Consider the following 18,213-nt stretch of genomic DNA (forward strand, 5'->3'; position numbering starts at 1 on the left):
CGCCCCGCCCCAGGTCGTACCCCAGGTCATGCCTCAGGTCATGCCGCAGGTCGCGCCGCAGCTGGCCGTTCCCCAGGGCTACGCCCCGGAGGGCCCGACGCGCGTCACCCCGCAGGTGAACCCCCAGGTGAACCCGCAGGTGAACCCGCTCGTCAACCCGGTCCTCGGGGCGCCGGCCGTGCCCGGCCTCGCACCGGTCGGCCTCGGCCAGGTCGCGGCGCCTCCCGTCGGGCAGCTGGGTCTCCCGCGCCTCGGCTGAGCCCCCGTCACCGTCCGCACCACCATTCGATCCGTCGCGGATCCCGGTCCGCTCGACCCACGGAGTACCCCATGCGCACGTTCCACAAGGCAGCCCTGGTGGGCGCCGCCGTCCTCGGCAGCGTCTGCTCGTTCGGCGGCGGCACCGCCTTCGCACACGGTGAGCCGGGCCACGACATCGACGTCACCCAGGGCACCGAGTGCCGCTCGCACGACATGAACATCGAGGTGCTCGGCGGTGTCGGCGTCCTCACCGGGCTGGCCGGCAACCTGCTGAACGGCGAGGGCAACCCGGGCGCCCAGCAGAGCCACCTCGGCTCCGACATGGGCTGCAACAACCAGGCGTTCTGACCTGCCGCTCGAACCACGCGGCCCAGCAGAACCCCGCAGAAAAACCTCTCAGCAGATCTCCTCAGCGTTACACCGAGTCCGGGTGAGTGCCCGCGACGCGTCTGGAAGGGCAGGGACCCCATGAAACGGGCTACCCGAAACAGTGTGATCGCCATGGCCGTCGCCTCCGGCGCGATGGCAGTCGCGGGGACGGCACACGCCGACTCCGCCGCGGACGGTACGGCGAGCGGCTCGCCCGGTCTGGGGTCCGGCAACACCATCCAGGTGCCGGTGGACATCCCGGTGAACGTCTGCGGCAACACCGTGGACGTCATCGGGCTGCTCAACCCCGCGATGGGCAACAAGTGCACCAACAGCAGTCACAAGGCGCCGGGCAAGGCGACCTCGGCGGGCTCCCGCAACTCGGGGCAGGCCACGGCCGACAGCAGCACCCACGACTCGCCGGGCATCCTCTCCGGCAACGGTGTCGAGGTCCCGGTCCACGCGCCCGTGAATTTCAGCGGCAACAGCGTCAACGTGGTGGGTGTCGGCAACCCGGTCTTCGGCAACGAGTCCACCAACGGCCCGTCCGACGAGCCCGCCCCCAGCACCCCGTCGACGCCCCGCGTCCACCCCCAGCCGCACCACCCGGCCAAGGCCCACCCGAAGCCGACCACCGTCGTGCGGCAGCGGACCACCGACACGCTCGCCCACACCGGAGCGGCCAGCCCCTGGGCGCCGGCGATGGTGAGCCTGGCCTCGCTGGCGGCCGGCGCGGTGCTGTACCGCCGGTTCCGGCCCGGGGCGAGCAACGCGCCCTACGCCTGATCACGCTGACGGCCCCGGGTCCGCCGAGCACGGCGGACCCGGGGCCGTCGCCGTCCCCGCGTGGACGTCCGCCGCGCTCAGCCGTGCTGCCCCGGCGTGTAGTGCCCCGGGACCATACGGGTGGTCACGGCGAACCGGTTCCAGGAGTTGATCACGATGATCGACGCGATCAGCTGGGTCAGCTGCACCTCGTCGAAGTGCTTGGCGGCCCGCTCGTAGACCTCGTCCGGCACGAACCCTTCGGTCAGCACGGTGACGGCCTCGGTCAGCTCGATCGCGGCGATCTCCTGCTCGGTGTAGAAGTGCTTCGACTCCTCCCACGCGCTGAGCTGGACGATGCGCTGGATGCTCTCGCCGGCCGCGAGCGCGTCCTTGGTGTGCATGTCGAGGCAGTACGCGCAGTGGTTGAGCTGCGAGGCGCGGATCTTCACCAGCTCGAACAGCTTGGCGTCCAGCCCCTTACGGGCCGCTCCGTCCAGCCGGACCATCGCCTTGTAGACCTCGGGGACGTGCTGCGCCCAGGCGAGGCGCGGGGTGTGCTCGGGCGCGTACTGAACCGTCTCTTCTGTGCTCATGCCTCGAGCCTAGGAGCCAGGCAGCCCAGAGGTATGGTCCATTTCCATGCGGAAAACATGGGCCAATGAGCCGGCTCGGACGGCTCTGGGCATCGACCTGCACCTGGAACCGGCCGGGCCGGGCCTGCGCCGCGGCCTGACCGACGCCCTGCGCGAGGCCGTCCGCAGCGGCCGGCTGCTCCCCGGCACCCGGCTGCCCTCGTCCCGCTCCCTCGCCGCCGACCTGGCCATCGCCCGCAACACCGTCGCCGACGCCTACGCCGACCTGGTGGCCGAGGGCTGGCTCACCGCCCGGCAGGGCTCCGGCACCCGGGTCGCGACCGGCGTACCGGCCCTGCCCGCGGACCCCCGCGCCACGGCCACGGCCGCCGCGACCGCCCAGCGCCCCGCCTACGACCTGCGGGCCGGCTTCCCCGACGTCTCCGCCTTCCCGCGCACCGAGTGGCTCAAGGCCGCCCGCCGCGCCCTCACCGCCGCCCCCAACGACGCGTTCGGCTACGGCGATCCGCGCGGCCGCGTCGAACTGCGCACCGCGCTCGCCGCCTACCTCGCCCGCGCCCGGGGCGTGCGCGCCGACCCCGAACACATCGTGATCTGCGCCGGGTTCGCCCACGGCCTGACCCTGCTCGGCAAGGCCCTGCGGGCCGGCGGGGCCGACACGGTCGCCGTGGAGGCGTACGGCCTCGACGAACACTGGCAACTGCTGACCGCGGCCGGGCTGCGCCAGCTCGCCCTGCCCATGGACGAACTGGGCACGGACACCGGCGCGTTGGGGCCGGGACCGGGCGCGGTGCTGCTGACCCCCTCGCACCAGTTCCCGCTCGGGCTGCCGCTGCACCACGACCGGCGGGCGGCCGTCGTGGACTGGGCGCGGCGCACCGGCGGCCTGGTCTGGGAGGACGACTACGACGGCGAGTTCCGCTACGACCGCCGGCCCGTCGGCGCCCTCCAGGGCCTGCCCCCCGACGAGGTGGTCTACCTGGGCACCGCCAGCAAATCGCTGGCCCCCGGGCTGCGGCTGGCCTGGATGGTGCTGCCGCCGGCCGTGGCCCGCGAGGTGACCGCGGCCAAGGGCGGCGTGGACACCTGTGGCGCGCCGGACCAGCTGACCCTGGCCGAGTTCATCGACTCCGGCGGCTACGACCGTCACGTCCGCGCCGCCCGCACCCGTTACCGGCGGCGCCGTGACGCCCTGGTCGCCGCCCTCGCCGAACGGGCCCCGGCGATCCGGGTCACCGGCATCGCGGCGGGCCTGCACGTGGTGCTGCGACTCCCGCCCGGCAGCGTGGGCCGGGTGATCCGGGCCGCCGCCGCCCGCGGCCTCGCCGTCGAGGGCCTCACCCCGCGCCACCGGCACCCCGCGGCCGCCGTCGAGGCACCGGACGCCCTCGTCCTCGGCTACGGCACGCCGGCCGACCACGCCTGGTCCGGAGCGCTGGACGTGCTGTGCGCGGTGCTGTCCGACCCGGCTGTGATCAGCGTCGCCTGAATTCCCGGACAACCGGCCGCGCAATTGAATTCTGGAAGCTAGAGTCTCACCCATGAGCAATGGTGATCAGATTTCCCGTGTGGCCCTCAAGAAAATCACCCCGGACGTCTCCGCGGCGATGGGTTCCCTGCATGCCGCAGCCGTCGCCGCCGCCCAGGACGCCAAGGTCGAACCGGAACTCCTGGAACTGGTCAGAATTCGCGCCTCCCAGCTGAACGGCTGCGCGTTCTGCCTCGACATGCACACCAAGGACGCCCGTGCCCAGGGTGAGACCGAGCAGCGGATCTACGCGCTGAACGCCTGGCGGGAGACCCCGTTCTTCACCGAACGGGAGCGCGCCGCGCTGGAGTTGACCGAGGCGGTGACCCTGGTCGCCGACGGCCGTGTCCCGGACGCGGTCTACGCGCAGGCCGCAGCGGTGTTCGACGAGAACCAGGTCGCGGCCCTCATCTGGGCGGCCACCGTCATCAACGCCTACAACCGGATCGCCATCGCCACCCGCATGGTGCCGGGCGCCTATCAGCCCCGGCAGAAGTAATGCCGAAATAATTCAGGCAGCGGAAATGGCGCCGAGTCGGACGGAGCGGTATTCGACCCGGCGCTTTTCCCGTGTGCCGCCGGTGTGCCGTCCGCGGCGGCTCTGAGAATTCAGTGGGCCGGCAATGGCCGCAGGGCCGAGTCCAGCCACGTCCGCCATTCCCCGGCGCGCGCCGCCGGGCCCGCCCGCAGGGGTTCGCCGATCCACCCCGCGACCGGCCTGATCCCGTGCAGCGCGTTGACCAGCCACACCTCCCGGCCGTCCAGTTCGGCCAGGGTCCGGTCCCGGTGGGCGACCGGGACCCCGGTGCGCAGCGCCCGTTCCTGGAGGAGCGCGACGGTCACCCCGGGCAGCACGGGCAGCTGCGGAGACGGCAGGCACAGGGTGCCGTCCTCCCACCACAGCACGCTCGCGGTGGCCGCCTCCAGCACCACTCCCGTGGGCGTGACCAGCACCGCCTCCTGCGCGCCCGCCCCGGTGGCCCGGCCGCGCACCCGGGCCAGGGTGTCCAGGTCCGGCCCCTTGCGGCGCGGGACGGTCCGCGGATCCGCCTGGCCGGCCGCCCACACCCGGACCTCGGACCCGAGCGGCGGCGCGTGCCGCAGCCGCAGCCGCAACTCCAGCGAACCCGGCACGAGTTCGACCCGGGGGAACCACTCGCCGGTACGCGGCAGGGCGGCCGCCACCGCCTGCCAGAACTCCCGCAGCCGGGACACCGGCGGCCCGCCGCACTCGCCGCAGGACCGCAGGAAACGCTCCCGGTGCCGGTCGAGGGCACGCACCCGGCCGTCCCGGACCAGCCAGGAGTCGGCGACGAGCAGCCGCCCGCCCGGCGCCGCGTCACCGGCGGACCGCAGACCGCCGGCCGCCGACCACGTCAGCAGCCCTTCCCCGGACATCACCCGACCGCCCACACGCTCCTCCTCAGTACTTTCCGCCGGCCGGCACCGGTACCCCGGTCCGCGGCCCGTACGGGGCGTGCTCCAGCCAGGATCCGCAGGACGGCAGGACGGGCGCCAGGGCCGCCGCCGCGCGCTGCCGGAGCCGTACGATCCGCCGCCGGGGCCGCAGATGGTCCAGGGCGATCCCGGCCGCCTCGCTGTTGAACAGGGCCGCGGCCCGCCGCGCCGCCGCGAAGCCGGCCACCGCGCCGGTCGCCACCGCCTCCGCTGCCGCCGCCGCGTCGGCTATCCCGCTGTTCATGCCGCGCGCCCCGAACGGCGGGAACAGGTGCGCGGCCTCCCCGGCCAGCAGCACCCGCTCGTGCGGATCGGTGAAGGAGGCCGCGACCTTGCGCAGGAAGCGGTACGTCGACACCCACAGGATCCGGTCCGCGTGGTCTTCGTATCCTTCGCCGACCACCACGGGCAGCCAGCGGCGGACGGCCTCCTCGGTACCGAAGTCCTCCGCCCGGTCCCCGGCGTGGCACTGGAGGTCCACCTGGAAGCCCCCGGTGAACGGCACGCGCATCACGCTGCGGCCGCCGGCGCCCGGATGCTCGTAGTGGAAGACCCGCTCCAGCGGCAGTTCCGCGCCCGGCCTGTCGGCCACGTCGACGACCACGTGGAAGCCCTCGCCGTGCGTGCCCTCCATGGGGATGCCGAGCCCGGCCCGGACGGCGGACCGGGCGCCGTCCGCCGCGATGACGTGACCGCACGTCACCTCCCGCCCGTCCGCGCAGCTCAGCGAGACACCCGAGGCGGTGGAACGGACGCCGATCACCCGCGCGTTCCACCCGAAATCCACGCCCGCCCGCTCGCACGCGGCCCGCAGGAACCGCTCGGTGTCCACCTGGCGCAGGCTGGTGAAGGGCGGTCGGCCGGAAGAGGGCGGGAAGGTGCGGGAGTACACCTCCCGCCCCCGGTACAGGGTCCGCCGGGTGTGCCAGGTCCGGCCGTAGGAGGTGATCTCCCCGGCCAGCCCCGGCCGCATCGCGTCCAGCAGTGCCAGGGTCTCGCGGTGCACGAACAGGGCCCGGCTGCCCGGCCGTTCACGGTCCTCGGGGTCCGCCTCGAGCAGCAGCACCGGCAGGTCGCGCGCACGCAGCGCGAGCGCCGCCGACAGGCCCACGGGCCCGGCACCGACCACCACGACGGGCGTCACGCGCGCACACCCGCCGCCAGCATCCGGGTGATCTCCACCCGCTTCACCTTCCAGGTCGCCGTCATCGGCAGCTCCTCGAACCGCCACTGCCTGGGCTCCGCCATCGCGGGCAGGTCGGCGGTGGCCGCCCGCCAGCGCTCCAGGTCCAGCGGCCGTTCCCCGCGCACGCACACCACCGGGACCGGCTCCCGGTCCGCGCCCGGCACGATGACCACCTCACGCAGCTCCTCCAGCCGGTCCATCAGGGTGTCCTCGACCTCCAGGTTGCTGTGCACGGAGTCGATCCGGTCGATCTCCCGGTCGATCAGGTACAGCGCGCCCAGCCGGTCGCGGTACCCCATGTCGCCCATCTGCCACCACTCGCCGTCGAGTTGGCGTTCGTACTGCTCGCGGGCGCCGAGGTAGGTGAGGATCCGGCCCCGGGTGCGGGCCTCGATCCGCCCGGGCGTGCCGGGAGCCGCGGGCCGTCCGTCGGGGCCGGTGACCCGGACCCGGGTGAAGCCCGGTATCCCGATCCCGACCCGCCGCCCGTCCGCCCGGGACGCGCTCCTGCGGGTGAACCACTGGAAGGCGACCGGCCCGGTCTCGCTCTGCCCGTACAGCTGGATCAGCCACGGCGACCGGCGCCCGGAGGCGTCGAGCAGCCGCCGTACCGTGCGCGGGTGGATGGCGTCGAACGTCGAGCCGTACGACCTGACCCGGGACAGCGGGGCGCCCGGCGCGTCCGCCAGCTCCTCCCACAGCACGAAGGTGTTGGGGTGGGTCTCGACGATGCCGGGGCGGTGCCGGGCCAGCATCGGGCCGACCTTCGCCGGGTCCGGGTCGGTGATCAGCAGCAGCGGGCTGCCGAAGTGCAGCAGGACGCCGAGCAGATGGTAGAAGCGCGAGTGCACGAACGACATGTGCAGCGCCGCCACCTCGCCGCGGGTGGGCCAGCCCAGCGCCTGCTGCGGCACCAGGCGGTTCCACATGGTCTGCGGGCAGTGCACGGCGAGTTTCGGGAGGCCGGTGGTGCCGGAGCTGTGCGTGATCAGGGCCGGTTCGCGCGGATGCAGCCGTACCGGCGCCGGGATCTCGGCGCCCGCGTGCTCCGGCAGGGACACCACACCGGGCACGCTGTCCACGGTGAGGGTCTGCCGGACCAGGCCCCCGACCTCCAGGCCGGCGAGCTTCGCCGCGTCCGTGACCAGCCACGGCCGCCGGAGCCCGGCGAGCAGCTTGCCCACCACCTCACCGGCCAGGGTGGGCGAGAGCAGCACGGGCACCGCGCCGATCCGGGACACCGCGCAGGTCAGCAGGACGATGTCGACGTTGTCCGTCTTGTGGACGACCACCTGCTCGGCGGGCCGCACCCCGGCCGCCCACAGGCGCGCCGACAACTCCTCGACGGCGTCGGCCAGTTCCCCGTAACTGAGGCGGACGCCGAGATCCGGGTGGGTGTCCAGGGGCCGGTCCAGGGTGACGAACACCCCACCGTGCCGGTCGGCCGCCCGCCGGAACAGCGGGCCCAGGTAGAAGCCGCGCTCACCGATCAGGGATTCCTGCATGGAGACGGTCCTTTCAGTCATGGTCACCACGCGCCCCGGCGGACCAGATGGCGGCGGAGCTTCCCGGACGACGTGCGGGGCAGGGAGGGCAGCAGGCTGACGCTGCGCGGGACCTTGAACGCGGCCAGCCGCTGCCTGGCCAGCGCCAGCAGCTCCTCCTGGAGCCCGTCCGGCGCCGGAGTCGCGGCGGGTACGACGAAGGCGCGCAGCCGTCCGGCACCGGACCCGTCGGGCACCGCCGCCACCGCGACCTCGCGCACCCCGGGATGGGTGCGCAGCACGGCCTCCACCTCCAGCGGGGAGACGGTGATCCCGCCGACCATCTCCATGTCGTCGGTGCGGCCCAGGTGCCGGTAGGCGCCGTCGGGTTCGCGGACCGCCCGGTCGTGGGTGGCCAGCCAGCCGCCCACCAGGGTGCGGGCGGTGTCCTCGGGCCGGTTCAGATAGCCGGGCGTCACCGTCGGCCCGCGCACCCACAGTTCGCCCTCGTGGCCGTCCGGCACCGGACGGCCGTCGCGGTCGCGCAGCTCCACCTCGAAGCCGGGCACCGGACGGCCCACGGTCCCGGGATGGTTGTGGGCCAGGCTGTTGGCGCAGAAGGCGTGCCCGGCCTCGGTGGAGCCGATCTGTTCGAGCAGCGGCGCGCCGAGCAGCTCCGAGACCCGCTCGCCGAGTCCGGCCGGCAGCCCCTCGCCGGCCGACACGGCGGCCCGCACCGAGGCGAAGCAGGCCTGGTGCCCGCTGCCCCGGTCGGCGACCAGCGCCGCGTACGCGGACGGCACCGAGTACACCAGGGTCACCCGGTGCCGGGCGACCAGTTCGTCCACGGCGGCCGGCCCCGGCCGCCGGTCCGTCAGGACGGCACTGGAGCCGGAGAAGAGCGGGAAGGCGAAGGCGTTCCCGAAGCCGTACGCGAAGTACAGCCTGGACACCGACAGCGTCACGTCGTCCGCGGTGACGCCGAGCAGCCGCCGCCCGATCAGGTCGTGGTACGCGGTCGGGTCGGCGTGGGTGTGGACGACCCCCTTGGGCCTGCCCGTCGTCCCGGACGTGTACTGGACGTACAGCGGGGTGTCCGCGTCGACCGGGTGGGCCGGGGCCGGCCCGGCGGCGGAGGCGAGCGCGAGCAGCTGGTCGGCGCCGAGCCGGACCCGTCTCGCGAAACGGTCGTCCAGGCCGGGGCCGGTCAGGCACAGCACCGCCTCTGTGTCGGCGGCCATGAACGCGTGGTCGGCCGCCGGGAGTTCGGGGTTGACCGGGACGGCCACGGCGCCGAGCCGCGCGAGGGCCAGGAAGGCCACCACCCAGGCGATCGAGTCGGGCAGCGCGAGGACCACCCGGTCACCGGGACCGACCCCGTGTTCCGCGAGGACGGTCGCGGTCCGCGCCCCCAGCTCGTGCACCTCGCCGTGGGTGAAGACGCGGTGGCCCTGGTGGAAGGCGGGCCGGCCGTCCCAGCCGTACCGTTCGGCGCGGTCGGTGAGCCGGGCGGCGAGGTTGGCGGTCGCCGTGACGGCGGGGGCCCGGGTCACCGGGCGGCCTCCCGCACGGCGTCCGTCGCGGCCGCGGTGTGCGCCCGCAGGGCCCGCATCTGCGCGGCCGTCTTCAGCAGCATCTCGTCGTACTCGGCGGCCGGGTCGGAGTCCAGGACGATCGCGCCGCCCGCGCCCAGCTGCATCCGGCCGCCCGCCATCACCGCCGTACGGATGACGATGCTGAGGTCCGCGCCGCCGCTGCACCCGAGGTAGCCGAGCGCACCCGAGTACACGCCCCGGGCCTCGGTCTCCAGCGAGTCGATGATCTCCATCGTGCGCAGCTTCGGCGCCCCGGTCATCGACCCGCCCGGGAAGCAGGCCCGTACACAGTCCACGGCGTCCGTCCCGGCCCGCAGCCGGCCGGTCACCGTCGACACCAGCTGGTGCACGGTCGCGTACGACTCAGTGGCCATCAGCCGGGGCACCTTGACGGTTCCGGTACGGCAGACCCGGCCCAGGTCGTTGCGGAGCAGGTCGACGATCATCAGGTTCTCGGCGCGGGTCTTGGCGTCCGCCGCCAGCGCGTCCCGCAGCCGGCCGTCCTCGAACGGGGTCGCACCGCGCGGCGCGGTCCCCTTGATGGGCCTGGCCTCCGCCACCCCGTCCCGGGTGATCCGCAGGAACCGCTCCGGTGAGGAGCCGGCCACGTCCAGGTCGCCGAACCGCAGTAAGGCCGCGTACGGCGCCGGGTTGACGCGGCGCAGCTCCCGGTAGAAGGCGTACGGGTCCGGCGGGGCGGGCAGCCGGGCCGCGTCGGTGAGGCAGACCTCGTAGCTGGTGCCGGCCCGCAGTTCCCGTTGGCAGGCCTCGATGTCCGCGAGGTAGGTGGCCCGGTCGCGCACCAGCCAGGGCTCGGCGGCCTCCGGATCGGGCGCGCCGGCGGCGGGCGGGGCCGGCCTGCGGTCGCCCGGTGCCAGGAAGCTGAGCTGGGCCAGCGTGTCCGCCAGCCACTCCTCGGCCTCTGCCGTGGCCTGCGGGGTGTCCTCGGCGAGACAGACCGCGTAGGTGACGTCCTCCTCGTGGTCCACGGCGAGCAGCCGGTCCGCGAACAGCCAGCAGGCGTCCGGGGTCTCGGCGCGGTGCCGGTTGGGAGAGCCGCAGTCGGCCTTGGTCTCGTAGCCGAAGTAACCGACGTAACCGCCGGTGAAGTCGAACGGCAGCCCGTCGGCGTCCACCCGGCGGCTGGTCAGCTGCCGCTTCAGGTAGTCGAAGACGCTCGCCGACACCTTGCGCGGCGGCCGTCCGGCCCGTGTCACCTCGCACCGCCCGGCCGTCACGTCGTACCGCACGAACTCGGCGAGCGGACCGGTGTCGTCACCGAGGAACGAGAACCGTGAGCGGCTGCGCTCGACGAGCGAGCTGTCCAGCCAGAAGGAGCGGGCCGAGGCGGCGAACAGGCGGCCGAAGGCGGCCTCCGTGTCCACGGCGCCGGCGAGCCGGCGGGTGTGCAGCCGGTACGCGGGCACCTCGCCCTGCCGGGGCCGGGGGACGGCCGCGCCGGGGCGGGGACCGGCGGTCCTGGCCGTGCGCCCCGCACGGGGGAGGACGGCCGGGAACCCGGCCGCGTCGGCACCGCCCGTGGCGCCCGCCGGATCGACCGCACCCGCGGTGCTCCGCGCATCCGGCACGTCCGCGGCGCTCCGCGCACCCGGCACGCCCGTCGTGCTCCGCGCACCGGACGCCGACCTCGGCTGGGGGACGGCCGCCTCGGCCGGAGGGACGGCGGTGTTCTTGGTGCGTGCCCTTCGGGCCCTGCGGGCGGTGAGGTTGCGGAAGTTCACCAGCATGCGGTGGCCGTACTCGGTGAGGACCGACTCCGGGTGGAACTGCACGCCCCACAGCGGCCGTTCACGGTGGCGCAGGCCCATCAGGACGCCGTCCTCGGCCCAGGCGGTGGCCTCCAGGGCGGCGGGCAGCGGCTCGTGCACCGCGAGGGAGTGGTAGCGCACGGCCGTGAAGTCCTGGGTCAGCCCCTCGAACAGGTCCCGCCCGTCGTGCCGCACTCTGCTCAGGTGCCCGTGCCGCGGCTGCGGGGCGGGTGCCACCCGGGCCCGCTCGCCGAGCGCGATGCCCTGGTGGCCCAGGCACACCCCGAGCACGGGCAGGGTGGCCTCGGCGATCACCCGGGCACTGACGCCGAAGTCACGGCCGTTCCCCGGATGTCCGGGCCCCGGGGACACCACCACGTTGTCGAACTCCGCGAGCCGGGGGAGTGCGCCGCCCCCGTCGTCGTTGCGGACCACCACCGGTTCCTCGCCGTTGACCTCGGAGATCAACTGGAACAGGTTGTAGGTGTACGAGTCGTAATTGTCGATGAGCAGGGTCTTCACCCGCCCACCTCCCTCGGATCGTTCCCGGGCCTATGCGGCCCGTCGTTTGTGCCGCCCGCGCAGCGCCTGGAGCGGCGGATACAGCCATTTCTTGAAGAAACGCTGAAGCCGCGGCATGAGAATCCAGGTGACAAGCGCGGTCACGCAGAGGCAGAGCACCAGCGTGCGAATGAGCGGATTGACGCCGCTGAGATAGGGCAGCACGACGATATTGAAGAGCAGGACCGGTGGGAACACCGCGCTCATGTTGATGAACCACAGTTTCCATTTGGCCGGCGGAGCGGGTGGCGGCGCGGCGGGCGGCGGCCCGTTCAGCGCGTCGAACCACTCCTTCGACCCCCGTACGCTACGGCGCCCGGTGGGGCGGGCGATGCCGTCCGTGCGGGTCTCCCACTGCCCGCGGTCCAGGGAGTTCTCCCAGGCCAGCGCCGAGTCCTCGGTGGCGAAGCGATACACGACATGCCATTCCGCCTCCTGGTCGACTAGGACGCCGCCGCCGAGGAACCCCGGCTGTCGGGCGCTCGCGCCCAGCATGGCCCACCCCCACGAGTGGAAGTCGCCCTCACGACCCGGCATCACGTGATAGGCCACGGTGACGGTGACGGGATTACTGGTCACGCTGTCCTTTACGCAATCGACACAACGCGCGTTCACAGGTTCAACGAGATTTTTTTGTGTCCGGAACGTAACTTTTTATAGCGCTTTCTATGGGGTTGGCGCCTTCCGTGGACTACTACTTCGGGTAACTTTCGCGGAATTCCGGAAAGTGCTTGCCCGGCGGTCCCTGGAGTTGCACGATCGCGGTCCGGAACGAAGGAGAGACGCCATGTCGAGGTATGTCTGGGAGCTCACCCGGGAAAGCCGCGAGGCAATCGATCAGGCGCGCGCGGTGATCGAATCCGCGCGTAAAGAGGTGACCGCGCACCCGCTTTACCGGCGGATATCCGACCGGGACCGGCTGGCGACGTTCATGACCCACCACGTCTTCGCCGTCTGGGACTTCATGTCCCTGCTCAAGTCGCTCCAGCGGGAACTGACCTGCGTCGACGTGCCCTGGGTGCCCCGCGGCTCGGCGGTGGCCCGCCGGCTCGTCAACGACATCGTGCTCGTGGAGGAGAGCGACGCCCTCGACGGCGGCTTCACCAGCCACTACGAGCTGTACCGCGCGGCCATGGCCGAGGCCTCCGCCGACACCGTCCCGATCGACACCTTCGTCGCGCTCGTCGCCGAGGGCCACGACGTCTCCGCGGCCCTGCGGGTGGCCCAGGTCCCCGCCCCCGCCGCGGAGTTCGTCCGCACCACGTTCGAGATCATCGCCGACCGCCCGCTGCACTGCCGGGCCGCCGTGTTCGCCTTCTCCAGGGAGGACCTGATCCCGGACATGTTCGACCAGGTCGTCAGGGAGGAGGGCACCGACCGCTTCCCGCTCTTCCGGGACTACCTGGCCCGCCACATCGAGGTCGACGGCGAGGAGCACACTCCCATGGCCCTTCAGATGGTCGCCGACCTGTGCGGCACCGACGAACAGCGCTGGGCGGAGGCCGTCGGGACCGTTCTCGTCGCCCTGGAGGCCAGGTCCCGCCTGTGGGACGGGATCACGGACGCGATGGGCTGATCGGGATCACGGACGCGATGGGCTGACCGGCTCGGACGCGCCGGGCCCGGCGTCCGCCGTGTCCGGTGCCTCCCCGAACCGGCCCAGCGCCAGGGCACCCGCCACGGCCACCGCGAACCCGAGCACCGCCAGCCAGGCCAGGCCCTCCCTGGTGCGGTCCCCGAGCCACACCACCCCCACCGCCGCCGGACCGATCGTCTCGCCGATGACCATGCCGGCCGTCGCGGTGGTCACCGAGCCGCGCTGGAGCGCCGAGGTCAGCAGCATGAAGGCGGCGCCGCCGCCGACGAGCAGGGCGTACGTCGCCGGGTTGGTGAGCAGGGCGGGCAGCCGGAGCGTGTCGATCAGCCGTACCGACACCTCCACCACCCCGAACCCGAACCCGGCGCCGAGGCCGAGGACCAGTGCCCGCCCCCGCCCCGACAGCCGCCCGCCGGCCAGGCCGAGCAGCAGCACCGCCACGGCGGTCCCCAGCATCACCCACTTCAGCGTCGTGGTCCCGGCCCGGTCCCCCTCGGGGCCGGAGGCCAGCCCCAGCATCGCCAGACCCGCGCACACCACTCCCACGGCCGCCCACTCCACCCCGCTGAGCCGCACCCGCAGCAGTCGCGCCGCGACCACCGCCGTCACCGCCAGCGAGGACGCCAGGGCCGCGCTCACCGCGTAGATGGGCAGCGAGCGCAGCGCCAGGACCTGGAAGACGAACCCCAGTCCGTCCAGCCCGAGCCCGACGACGTACCGCCACTGCCGGACCGCCCGCAGCAGCAGCGCCGCCTCCCCGCCGGTCCCGTCACCGGCCGCCCGCGCGGCCATCGCCTGGAGGACCGTCGCCGTACCGAAGCAGACCGCGGCCGCGAGGGCGCACACCATTCCGAAGAGCACAGAGGGACTGTAGGGGAGACGGGCAAGCGGCGACCGGAGGGAAGGTAAGAAGCGGACCTGGGAGTCCCGGACCCGCTTCCCCCCGCCCCGCCGCGGGTCAGCTCGCGCCGGAGGGGCGGAGGGGCGGAGGGGCGGAGGGGCGGCCGGGCGGGCGGGCGGCCGGGCGGGCGGCGGCGTCGAGGGCGGGGACCGCGTCGACCGGGTGGCCGAAACCGCTCGTCTAAACTGTCGCCGGACATCACACGGGCAGCACGGGGGAGCACGGACATGGCAGGCGTACGCCGTCAACTACGCTCGGGAACGGTCGTCCTCGGCGGTATGGGCCTGCTGGCCGCCGCCCTGACCGCCTGCTCCTCCGACCCCGACAAGCGCTGCGTCGACCGCGACAGCTACCGCGCCGGCAAGGGCTACCAGGTCGTCTCCGACAAGAACTGCACGTCCGCCAAGTCCACCGTCGACGCCGGCTACTACTACGGCGGCAAGAAGCGGAGCGGCTGGGTCAAGGGCGGCTCGTTCACCAAGTCCGGCGGGGGCGGCGGCTCGTCGAGCGGCGGTCACAGCGTCCACCGCGGCGGCTTCGGCGGCGGCCACGGCAGCTCCGGCGGCTGACCGGGCCATGGAGCGCCGTACCACCGACCCCCGCGCCGGCTGGCAGCGGACCGTCGAGGAACAGGGTGTGATCTACCCCCTCACCCGCCATGCCGACGGCGCACTGCGCCCGTACTGGGACGAGAGCGCCTACTACGCCTTCACCCTCGACGAGGTGGAGGCGCTGGAGGAGACGGTCGGGGAACTGCACGCCATGTGTCTGGCGGCGGCGGACCACATGGTCGCGAAGAACCGTTTCGCCGACCTCGGCATCACCGATCCCCGGGTGGTCGCCGCCGTCACCGAGTCCTGGCACCGCCGTGCCGAACTCCCTTCCCTCTACGGCCGCTTCGACCTCCGCTACGACGGCACCGGCCCGGCGAAGCTCCTGGAGTACAACGCCGACACGCCGACCTCCCTGGTGGAGGCGGCCTCGGCCCAGTGGTTCTGGATGACGGACCGCTTCCCGGGCGCCGACCAGTGGAACAGCCTCCACGAACGCCTGGTCGCCGCCTGGCGCGAGCAGGCCCGCCTGCTGCCCCCGGGCACGCCCCTGCACTTCGCCCACTCCTCCGCCGACGAACTGGGCGAGGACCTGATGACGGTCGCCTACCTCAAGGAGACGGCCGAACAGGCGGGCCTCGCCACCGACTGGATCTCCATGGAGGAGATCGGCTGGGACACGCTCTCCGGCCGCTTCGTCGACAACCGGCTCGGTTTCATCCGCGCCTGCTTCAAGCTCTACCCCTGGGAATGGCTCACCACCGACGAGTTCGCCGGTCACGTCCTCGACACCCTGGACAACGGCGGCGGCACGGGCACGACGATGTGGATCGAGCCCGCCTGGAAGATGCTGCTCAGCAACAAGGCGCTGCTGGCGGTCCTCTGGGAGCTGTACCCGGGCCACCCGAACCTCCTGGCGGCCTACGTGGACGGTCCGAGAGAGCTCGCGGACGCCGGCGGCTACGTCAGCAAGCCGCTGCTGGGCCGGGAGGGCGCGGGGGTGGTCGTGCACGAGCCGGGCCACGCCCCGGTCGTGCGCGAGGAGCCGTGCTGCTACCAGGAGCTGGCCCCGCTGCCGACGTTCGACCGCAACCACGTCGTGCTGGGCGCTTGGGTGGTGGGGGCTGAGGCGGCGGGCCTGGGGATCCGCGAGTCGGCGGGCCTGGTCACGGACGACTACGCCCGCTTCCTGCCCCACGTGATCCTCTAGTGGTGTGACCGTGTGCGCCTGATCGGCCGTGTGCCGGCGTCCAGATCGTCCTCGAGAAGTCAGGAGCGTTGCCTTCCTGCCCGGGACGGTGCGCGCTGTGCCCCGCTTCGATAGTCTGAACAGTTCTGTCGAGCAAGGCCGTTGGGAGTGTGGATGGGTAAGGGCGGGCAGGACATGCCCCTTGAGGTTCAGCACATCAAGAGGGCGCTGCTGCGGGAGTTCCAGGACCGGATCTCCATGGACGACTTCGAGAAGAAGGATCCCAAGGAGCGCGAGACGGCCTTGCTGTCGAGAGCCGTGTCCGCGAAGGCCGCCCGTATCCTCGCGGACTGCACCTCGGACGAGGCGGCGGCGTGGGTGATCGACGGCCGGGACGACTTCGGCATCGACTGCGTCGCGTTCTCCGCCTCAGGATCCGAACTCTGGCTGATCCAGGCAAAGTGGAAGGACAAGGGGACGGCCGGCTTCGACACGGAGGCGGCGCTCAAGCTCGTGCACGGACTGAAGAAGCTCGACAACCGCGATCTCGACCACTTCAACGAGCGGTTGCAGCTGCTCGCGGACCGTGTGCACGGAATCCTTCGACTTCCCACCTGCAAGGTGAACCTGGTCGTCGCTCTCATGGGAGACGGCCGTCTCTCCCCCGAAACCCGCAACATCCTGGACGAAGCCGCCAACGAGTTCGGCGGACACGGACGGACCGTGGAGTACCGGATCCTGGGCCAGGAGGACTTTCACCGGGCGATCCGGGAGGACCTGGAGCCGCAGCCGATCACCCTCAAAGCGACTATGGACCGGGAGTGGTACAGCCGCGAGACACCGTACAAGGCGGTGATCGGTGAGATCAGCGCTGACCAACTGGCGCGCTGGTACGGAGGCAAGGGCGACGACGAGGGCCATGACAAGGGGCACGGCGAGCGCCTCTACGACCGCAACGTTCGCAAGACGCTGGGGCTGACCGGGGTCAACCAGACCATGGTGGAGTCGATGCTGGAGGACCCCGAAGGGTTCCTCTACCGCCACAACGGCATCACCGTGCAGTGCGACAGGATCGTGCAGGACTGGCACGCCAAGAGAGCGGTCGGCCAGCCCACCACCCTCACCCTGCACAATGCCAGCGTGGTCAACGGCGCCCAGACGGTGTCCTCCGCTTTCCGGGCGTACGAGAGGGACCCCGAGGCCGTCGCGGACGCGTACGTCCTGGTACGGATCATCTCCCTGGAGGGCGCGCCGGAAGGCTTCGGGCGTTCCATCACCAAGGCCACCAACACACAGAACCACATGGAGCGCCGGGACTTCATCGCCATCGACACCGTCCAGAGCGAGATCCAGAAAGACTTTCGCCTCTCCCTCGACAAGGAGTACGTCTTCCGGCGGGGTGAACTGGATCCGGCCCCCGAGTCGGGCTGCTCGGTCACGGAAGCGGCTACGGCCCTGGCCTGCATGCACCGGGACTCGTCGCTCGCCGTGCGAGTCAAGGGCTCCACGAACGCGCTGTGGGAGGAGGGCAAGGGAGGCGCCTACACCATGCTGTTCGGTCAGCAGCCGACCGCCCAGCAGATCTGGCGCGCGGTGCAGGTGTTCCGGCTGGTCCGGGACCAACTGACGGAATTGAGGGCGAAGTTCACTGGCCGCCCTGCCGCCGTCGTGGACAGTGGTGGTCTGCTGGTGGCTCACCTGGTGTTCCAGCGCATCGGGAGGGACCGGTTCGACGAGCCGGACGACGAGTGGGCCGCCGAACTCGCCGACGTGCCCGGCCAGGTCAGCGCCGTGCTTCTCTGCCTTATCACCATGGTCGACACCCTCTTCACGAAGAAGAGTTACGTCACCAGCACGTTCGCCAACGAGGGGCGCTGCGCGCAACTGGTCTCCGCGGTCCTGGGGGTACTCGAACGAGGCACTGGTCCGGATTCCCCCATGAACCTTAAGGCCCTCATGTCGGGCACCGGGCCGAAGCGGCAGCGGCGGCCTCAGACGGTCCGCCTGCTCGTCGACCACGATGCCATCAGCGAGGGCACCCCGCTCGTCTACGCCCCCAGCACCGTGGAGGAACTGGCCATCGGCGCCTGGCTCGACGAGGACCCCCGGCGCCGCAGGGCGAGTTGGGTGAACGACCGGAAGACCCCCATCCTCTGGGAGGCAGACGGCAAGCGCTACTCCCCGACCGGACTGGTCTCCCAGATGTGGAACGCGGCCGACTGGAAGGAGCAGTGGAGCGCGGTCCAGGGACCCAAGCAGTGGAAGGTTCCGGGGGAGGGGACGCTGGTGGAGATCGCCGAGCGGCTCTGGCAGGAGATCGCGGACGCGGGAGCGGGAGAGTCGGAGGAGGAGAGTCCGGCGTAGTCCACGGCTCCGGCCCCGCCGGCCGCTGTCGAGCCGTGG

General features: G+C 72.5%; 16 protein-coding genes and 1 pseudogene. 9 read left to right on the forward strand and 8 right to left on the reverse strand.

The window, feature by feature from the left end; genetic code table 11:
- The 3 genes and pseudogenes from AAW13_RS33250 to AAW13_RS33260 all read left to right on the forward strand — a co-directional run.
- Positions 1–259: pseudogene (locus AAW13_RS33250) on the forward strand (hypothetical protein); the annotation flags it as partial.
- Between the two features lie 71 nt (positions 260–330).
- On the forward strand, positions 331–609 hold the full coding sequence (locus tag AAW13_RS33255; RefSeq protein ID WP_046727339.1) for a hypothetical protein: 279 nt from the start codon (positions 331–333) through the stop codon (positions 607–609).
- Positions 610–762: 153 nt separating this feature from the next.
- Complete coding sequence (locus tag AAW13_RS33260; protein WP_338059071.1) at positions 763–1,416, forward strand: chaplin; 654 nt, start codon at positions 763–765, stop codon at positions 1,414–1,416.
- A 77-nt stretch (positions 1,417–1,493) separates the two neighbouring features.
- Here the strand turns inward: AAW13_RS33260 and AAW13_RS33265 are convergent, their stop codons facing one another.
- Positions 1,494–1,991, reverse strand: coding sequence for a carboxymuconolactone decarboxylase family protein (locus tag AAW13_RS33265; protein ID WP_046727341.1), 498 nt, complete (start codon positions 1,989–1,991; stop codon positions 1,494–1,496).
- 46 nt (positions 1,992–2,037) lie between these two features.
- Between AAW13_RS33265 and pdxR the strand changes: the two genes are divergently transcribed.
- On the forward strand, positions 2,038–3,480 hold the full coding sequence (pdxR, locus tag AAW13_RS33270) for a MocR-like pyridoxine biosynthesis transcription factor PdxR (RefSeq protein ID WP_046727342.1): 1,443 nt from the start codon (positions 2,038–2,040) through the stop codon (positions 3,478–3,480).
- Positions 3,481–3,532: 52 nt separating this feature from the next.
- Positions 3,533–4,018, forward strand: a complete 486-nt coding sequence (locus AAW13_RS33275; RefSeq protein ID WP_046727343.1) for a carboxymuconolactone decarboxylase family protein — start codon at positions 3,533–3,535, stop codon at positions 4,016–4,018.
- Between the two features lie 110 nt (positions 4,019–4,128).
- On the opposite strand, the gene AAW13_RS33280 is transcribed toward AAW13_RS33275, so the two are convergent.
- From AAW13_RS33280 to AAW13_RS33310, 6 genes are read right to left on the reverse strand one after another with little or no spacing between them, the layout of a single operon-like run.
- Positions 4,129–4,917: an aminotransferase class IV gene (locus AAW13_RS33280; protein WP_046727369.1), complete on the reverse strand. Its 789-nt coding sequence runs from the start codon at positions 4,915–4,917 to the stop codon at positions 4,129–4,131.
- A 25-nt stretch (positions 4,918–4,942) separates the two neighbouring features.
- The gene (locus AAW13_RS33285; protein ID WP_046727344.1) at positions 4,943–6,121 is read right to left on the reverse strand and encodes an FAD-dependent monooxygenase; all 1,179 of its coding nucleotides are present in this window, start codon (positions 6,119–6,121) and stop codon (positions 4,943–4,945) included.
- Positions 6,118–7,668, reverse strand: coding sequence for a class I adenylate-forming enzyme family protein (locus tag AAW13_RS33290; RefSeq protein WP_240528802.1), 1,551 nt, complete (start codon positions 7,666–7,668; stop codon positions 6,118–6,120). The genes AAW13_RS33285 and AAW13_RS33290 overlap by 4 nt, the downstream gene beginning before the upstream one ends.
- A 23-nt stretch (positions 7,669–7,691) precedes the next feature.
- Positions 7,692–9,200, reverse strand: coding sequence for an AMP-binding protein (locus AAW13_RS33295; protein WP_046727345.1), 1,509 nt, complete (start codon positions 9,198–9,200; stop codon positions 7,692–7,694).
- A complete protein-coding gene (gene pabB / locus AAW13_RS44385) occupies positions 9,197–11,533 on the reverse strand; it encodes an aminodeoxychorismate synthase component I (protein ID WP_046727346.1) in 2,337 nt (778 codons plus the stop codon). Before pabB ends, AAW13_RS33295 begins: the two co-directional genes overlap by 4 nt.
- A gap of 30 nt (positions 11,534–11,563) precedes the next feature.
- Positions 11,564–12,151 (reverse strand): putative antibiotic biosynthesis monooxygenase, encoded by a 588-nt coding sequence (locus AAW13_RS33310; RefSeq protein WP_046727347.1) that lies wholly within the window; start codon positions 12,149–12,151, stop codon positions 11,564–11,566.
- Positions 12,152–12,359: 208 nt separating this feature from the next.
- Here AAW13_RS33310 and AAW13_RS33315 point away from each other — a divergent pair, with 208 nt between their 5' ends.
- Entirely contained in the window at positions 12,360–13,148 is a 789-nt protein-coding gene (locus AAW13_RS33315; RefSeq protein ID WP_046727348.1) for a DUF3050 domain-containing protein, read from the forward strand.
- A gap of 6 nt (positions 13,149–13,154) precedes the next feature.
- Here AAW13_RS33315 and AAW13_RS33320 read toward each other — a convergent pair whose 3' ends face one another.
- The gene (locus AAW13_RS33320) at positions 13,155–14,018 is read right to left on the reverse strand and encodes a DMT family transporter (RefSeq protein ID WP_046727349.1); all 864 of its coding nucleotides are present in this window, start codon (positions 14,016–14,018) and stop codon (positions 13,155–13,157) included.
- 279 nt (positions 14,019–14,297) lie between these two features.
- On the opposite strand from AAW13_RS33320, the gene AAW13_RS33325 reads away from it, so the two are divergent.
- The 3 genes from AAW13_RS33325 to AAW13_RS33335 all read left to right on the forward strand — a co-directional run bounded on the left by AAW13_RS33325 (position 14,298) and on the right by AAW13_RS33335 (position 18,174).
- The gene (locus AAW13_RS33325; RefSeq protein WP_046727350.1) at positions 14,298–14,639 is read left to right on the forward strand and encodes a hypothetical protein; all 342 of its coding nucleotides are present in this window, start codon (positions 14,298–14,300) and stop codon (positions 14,637–14,639) included.
- 7 nt (positions 14,640–14,646) lie between these two features.
- The gene (locus AAW13_RS33330) at positions 14,647–15,831 is read left to right on the forward strand and encodes a glutathionylspermidine synthase family protein (RefSeq protein ID WP_046727351.1); all 1,185 of its coding nucleotides are present in this window, start codon (positions 14,647–14,649) and stop codon (positions 15,829–15,831) included.
- A 174-nt stretch (positions 15,832–16,005) separates the two neighbouring features.
- Positions 16,006–18,174, forward strand: a complete 2,169-nt coding sequence (locus tag AAW13_RS33335) for an AIPR family protein (RefSeq protein ID WP_167391759.1) — start codon at positions 16,006–16,008, stop codon at positions 18,172–18,174.
- Positions 18,175–18,213 lie beyond the last annotated feature (39 nt).

Origin of the sequence: Streptomyces humi (assembly GCF_001005085.2) — a bacterium.
Lineage (GTDB): Bacteria > Actinomycetota > Actinomycetes > Streptomycetales > Streptomycetaceae > Streptomyces > Streptomyces humi.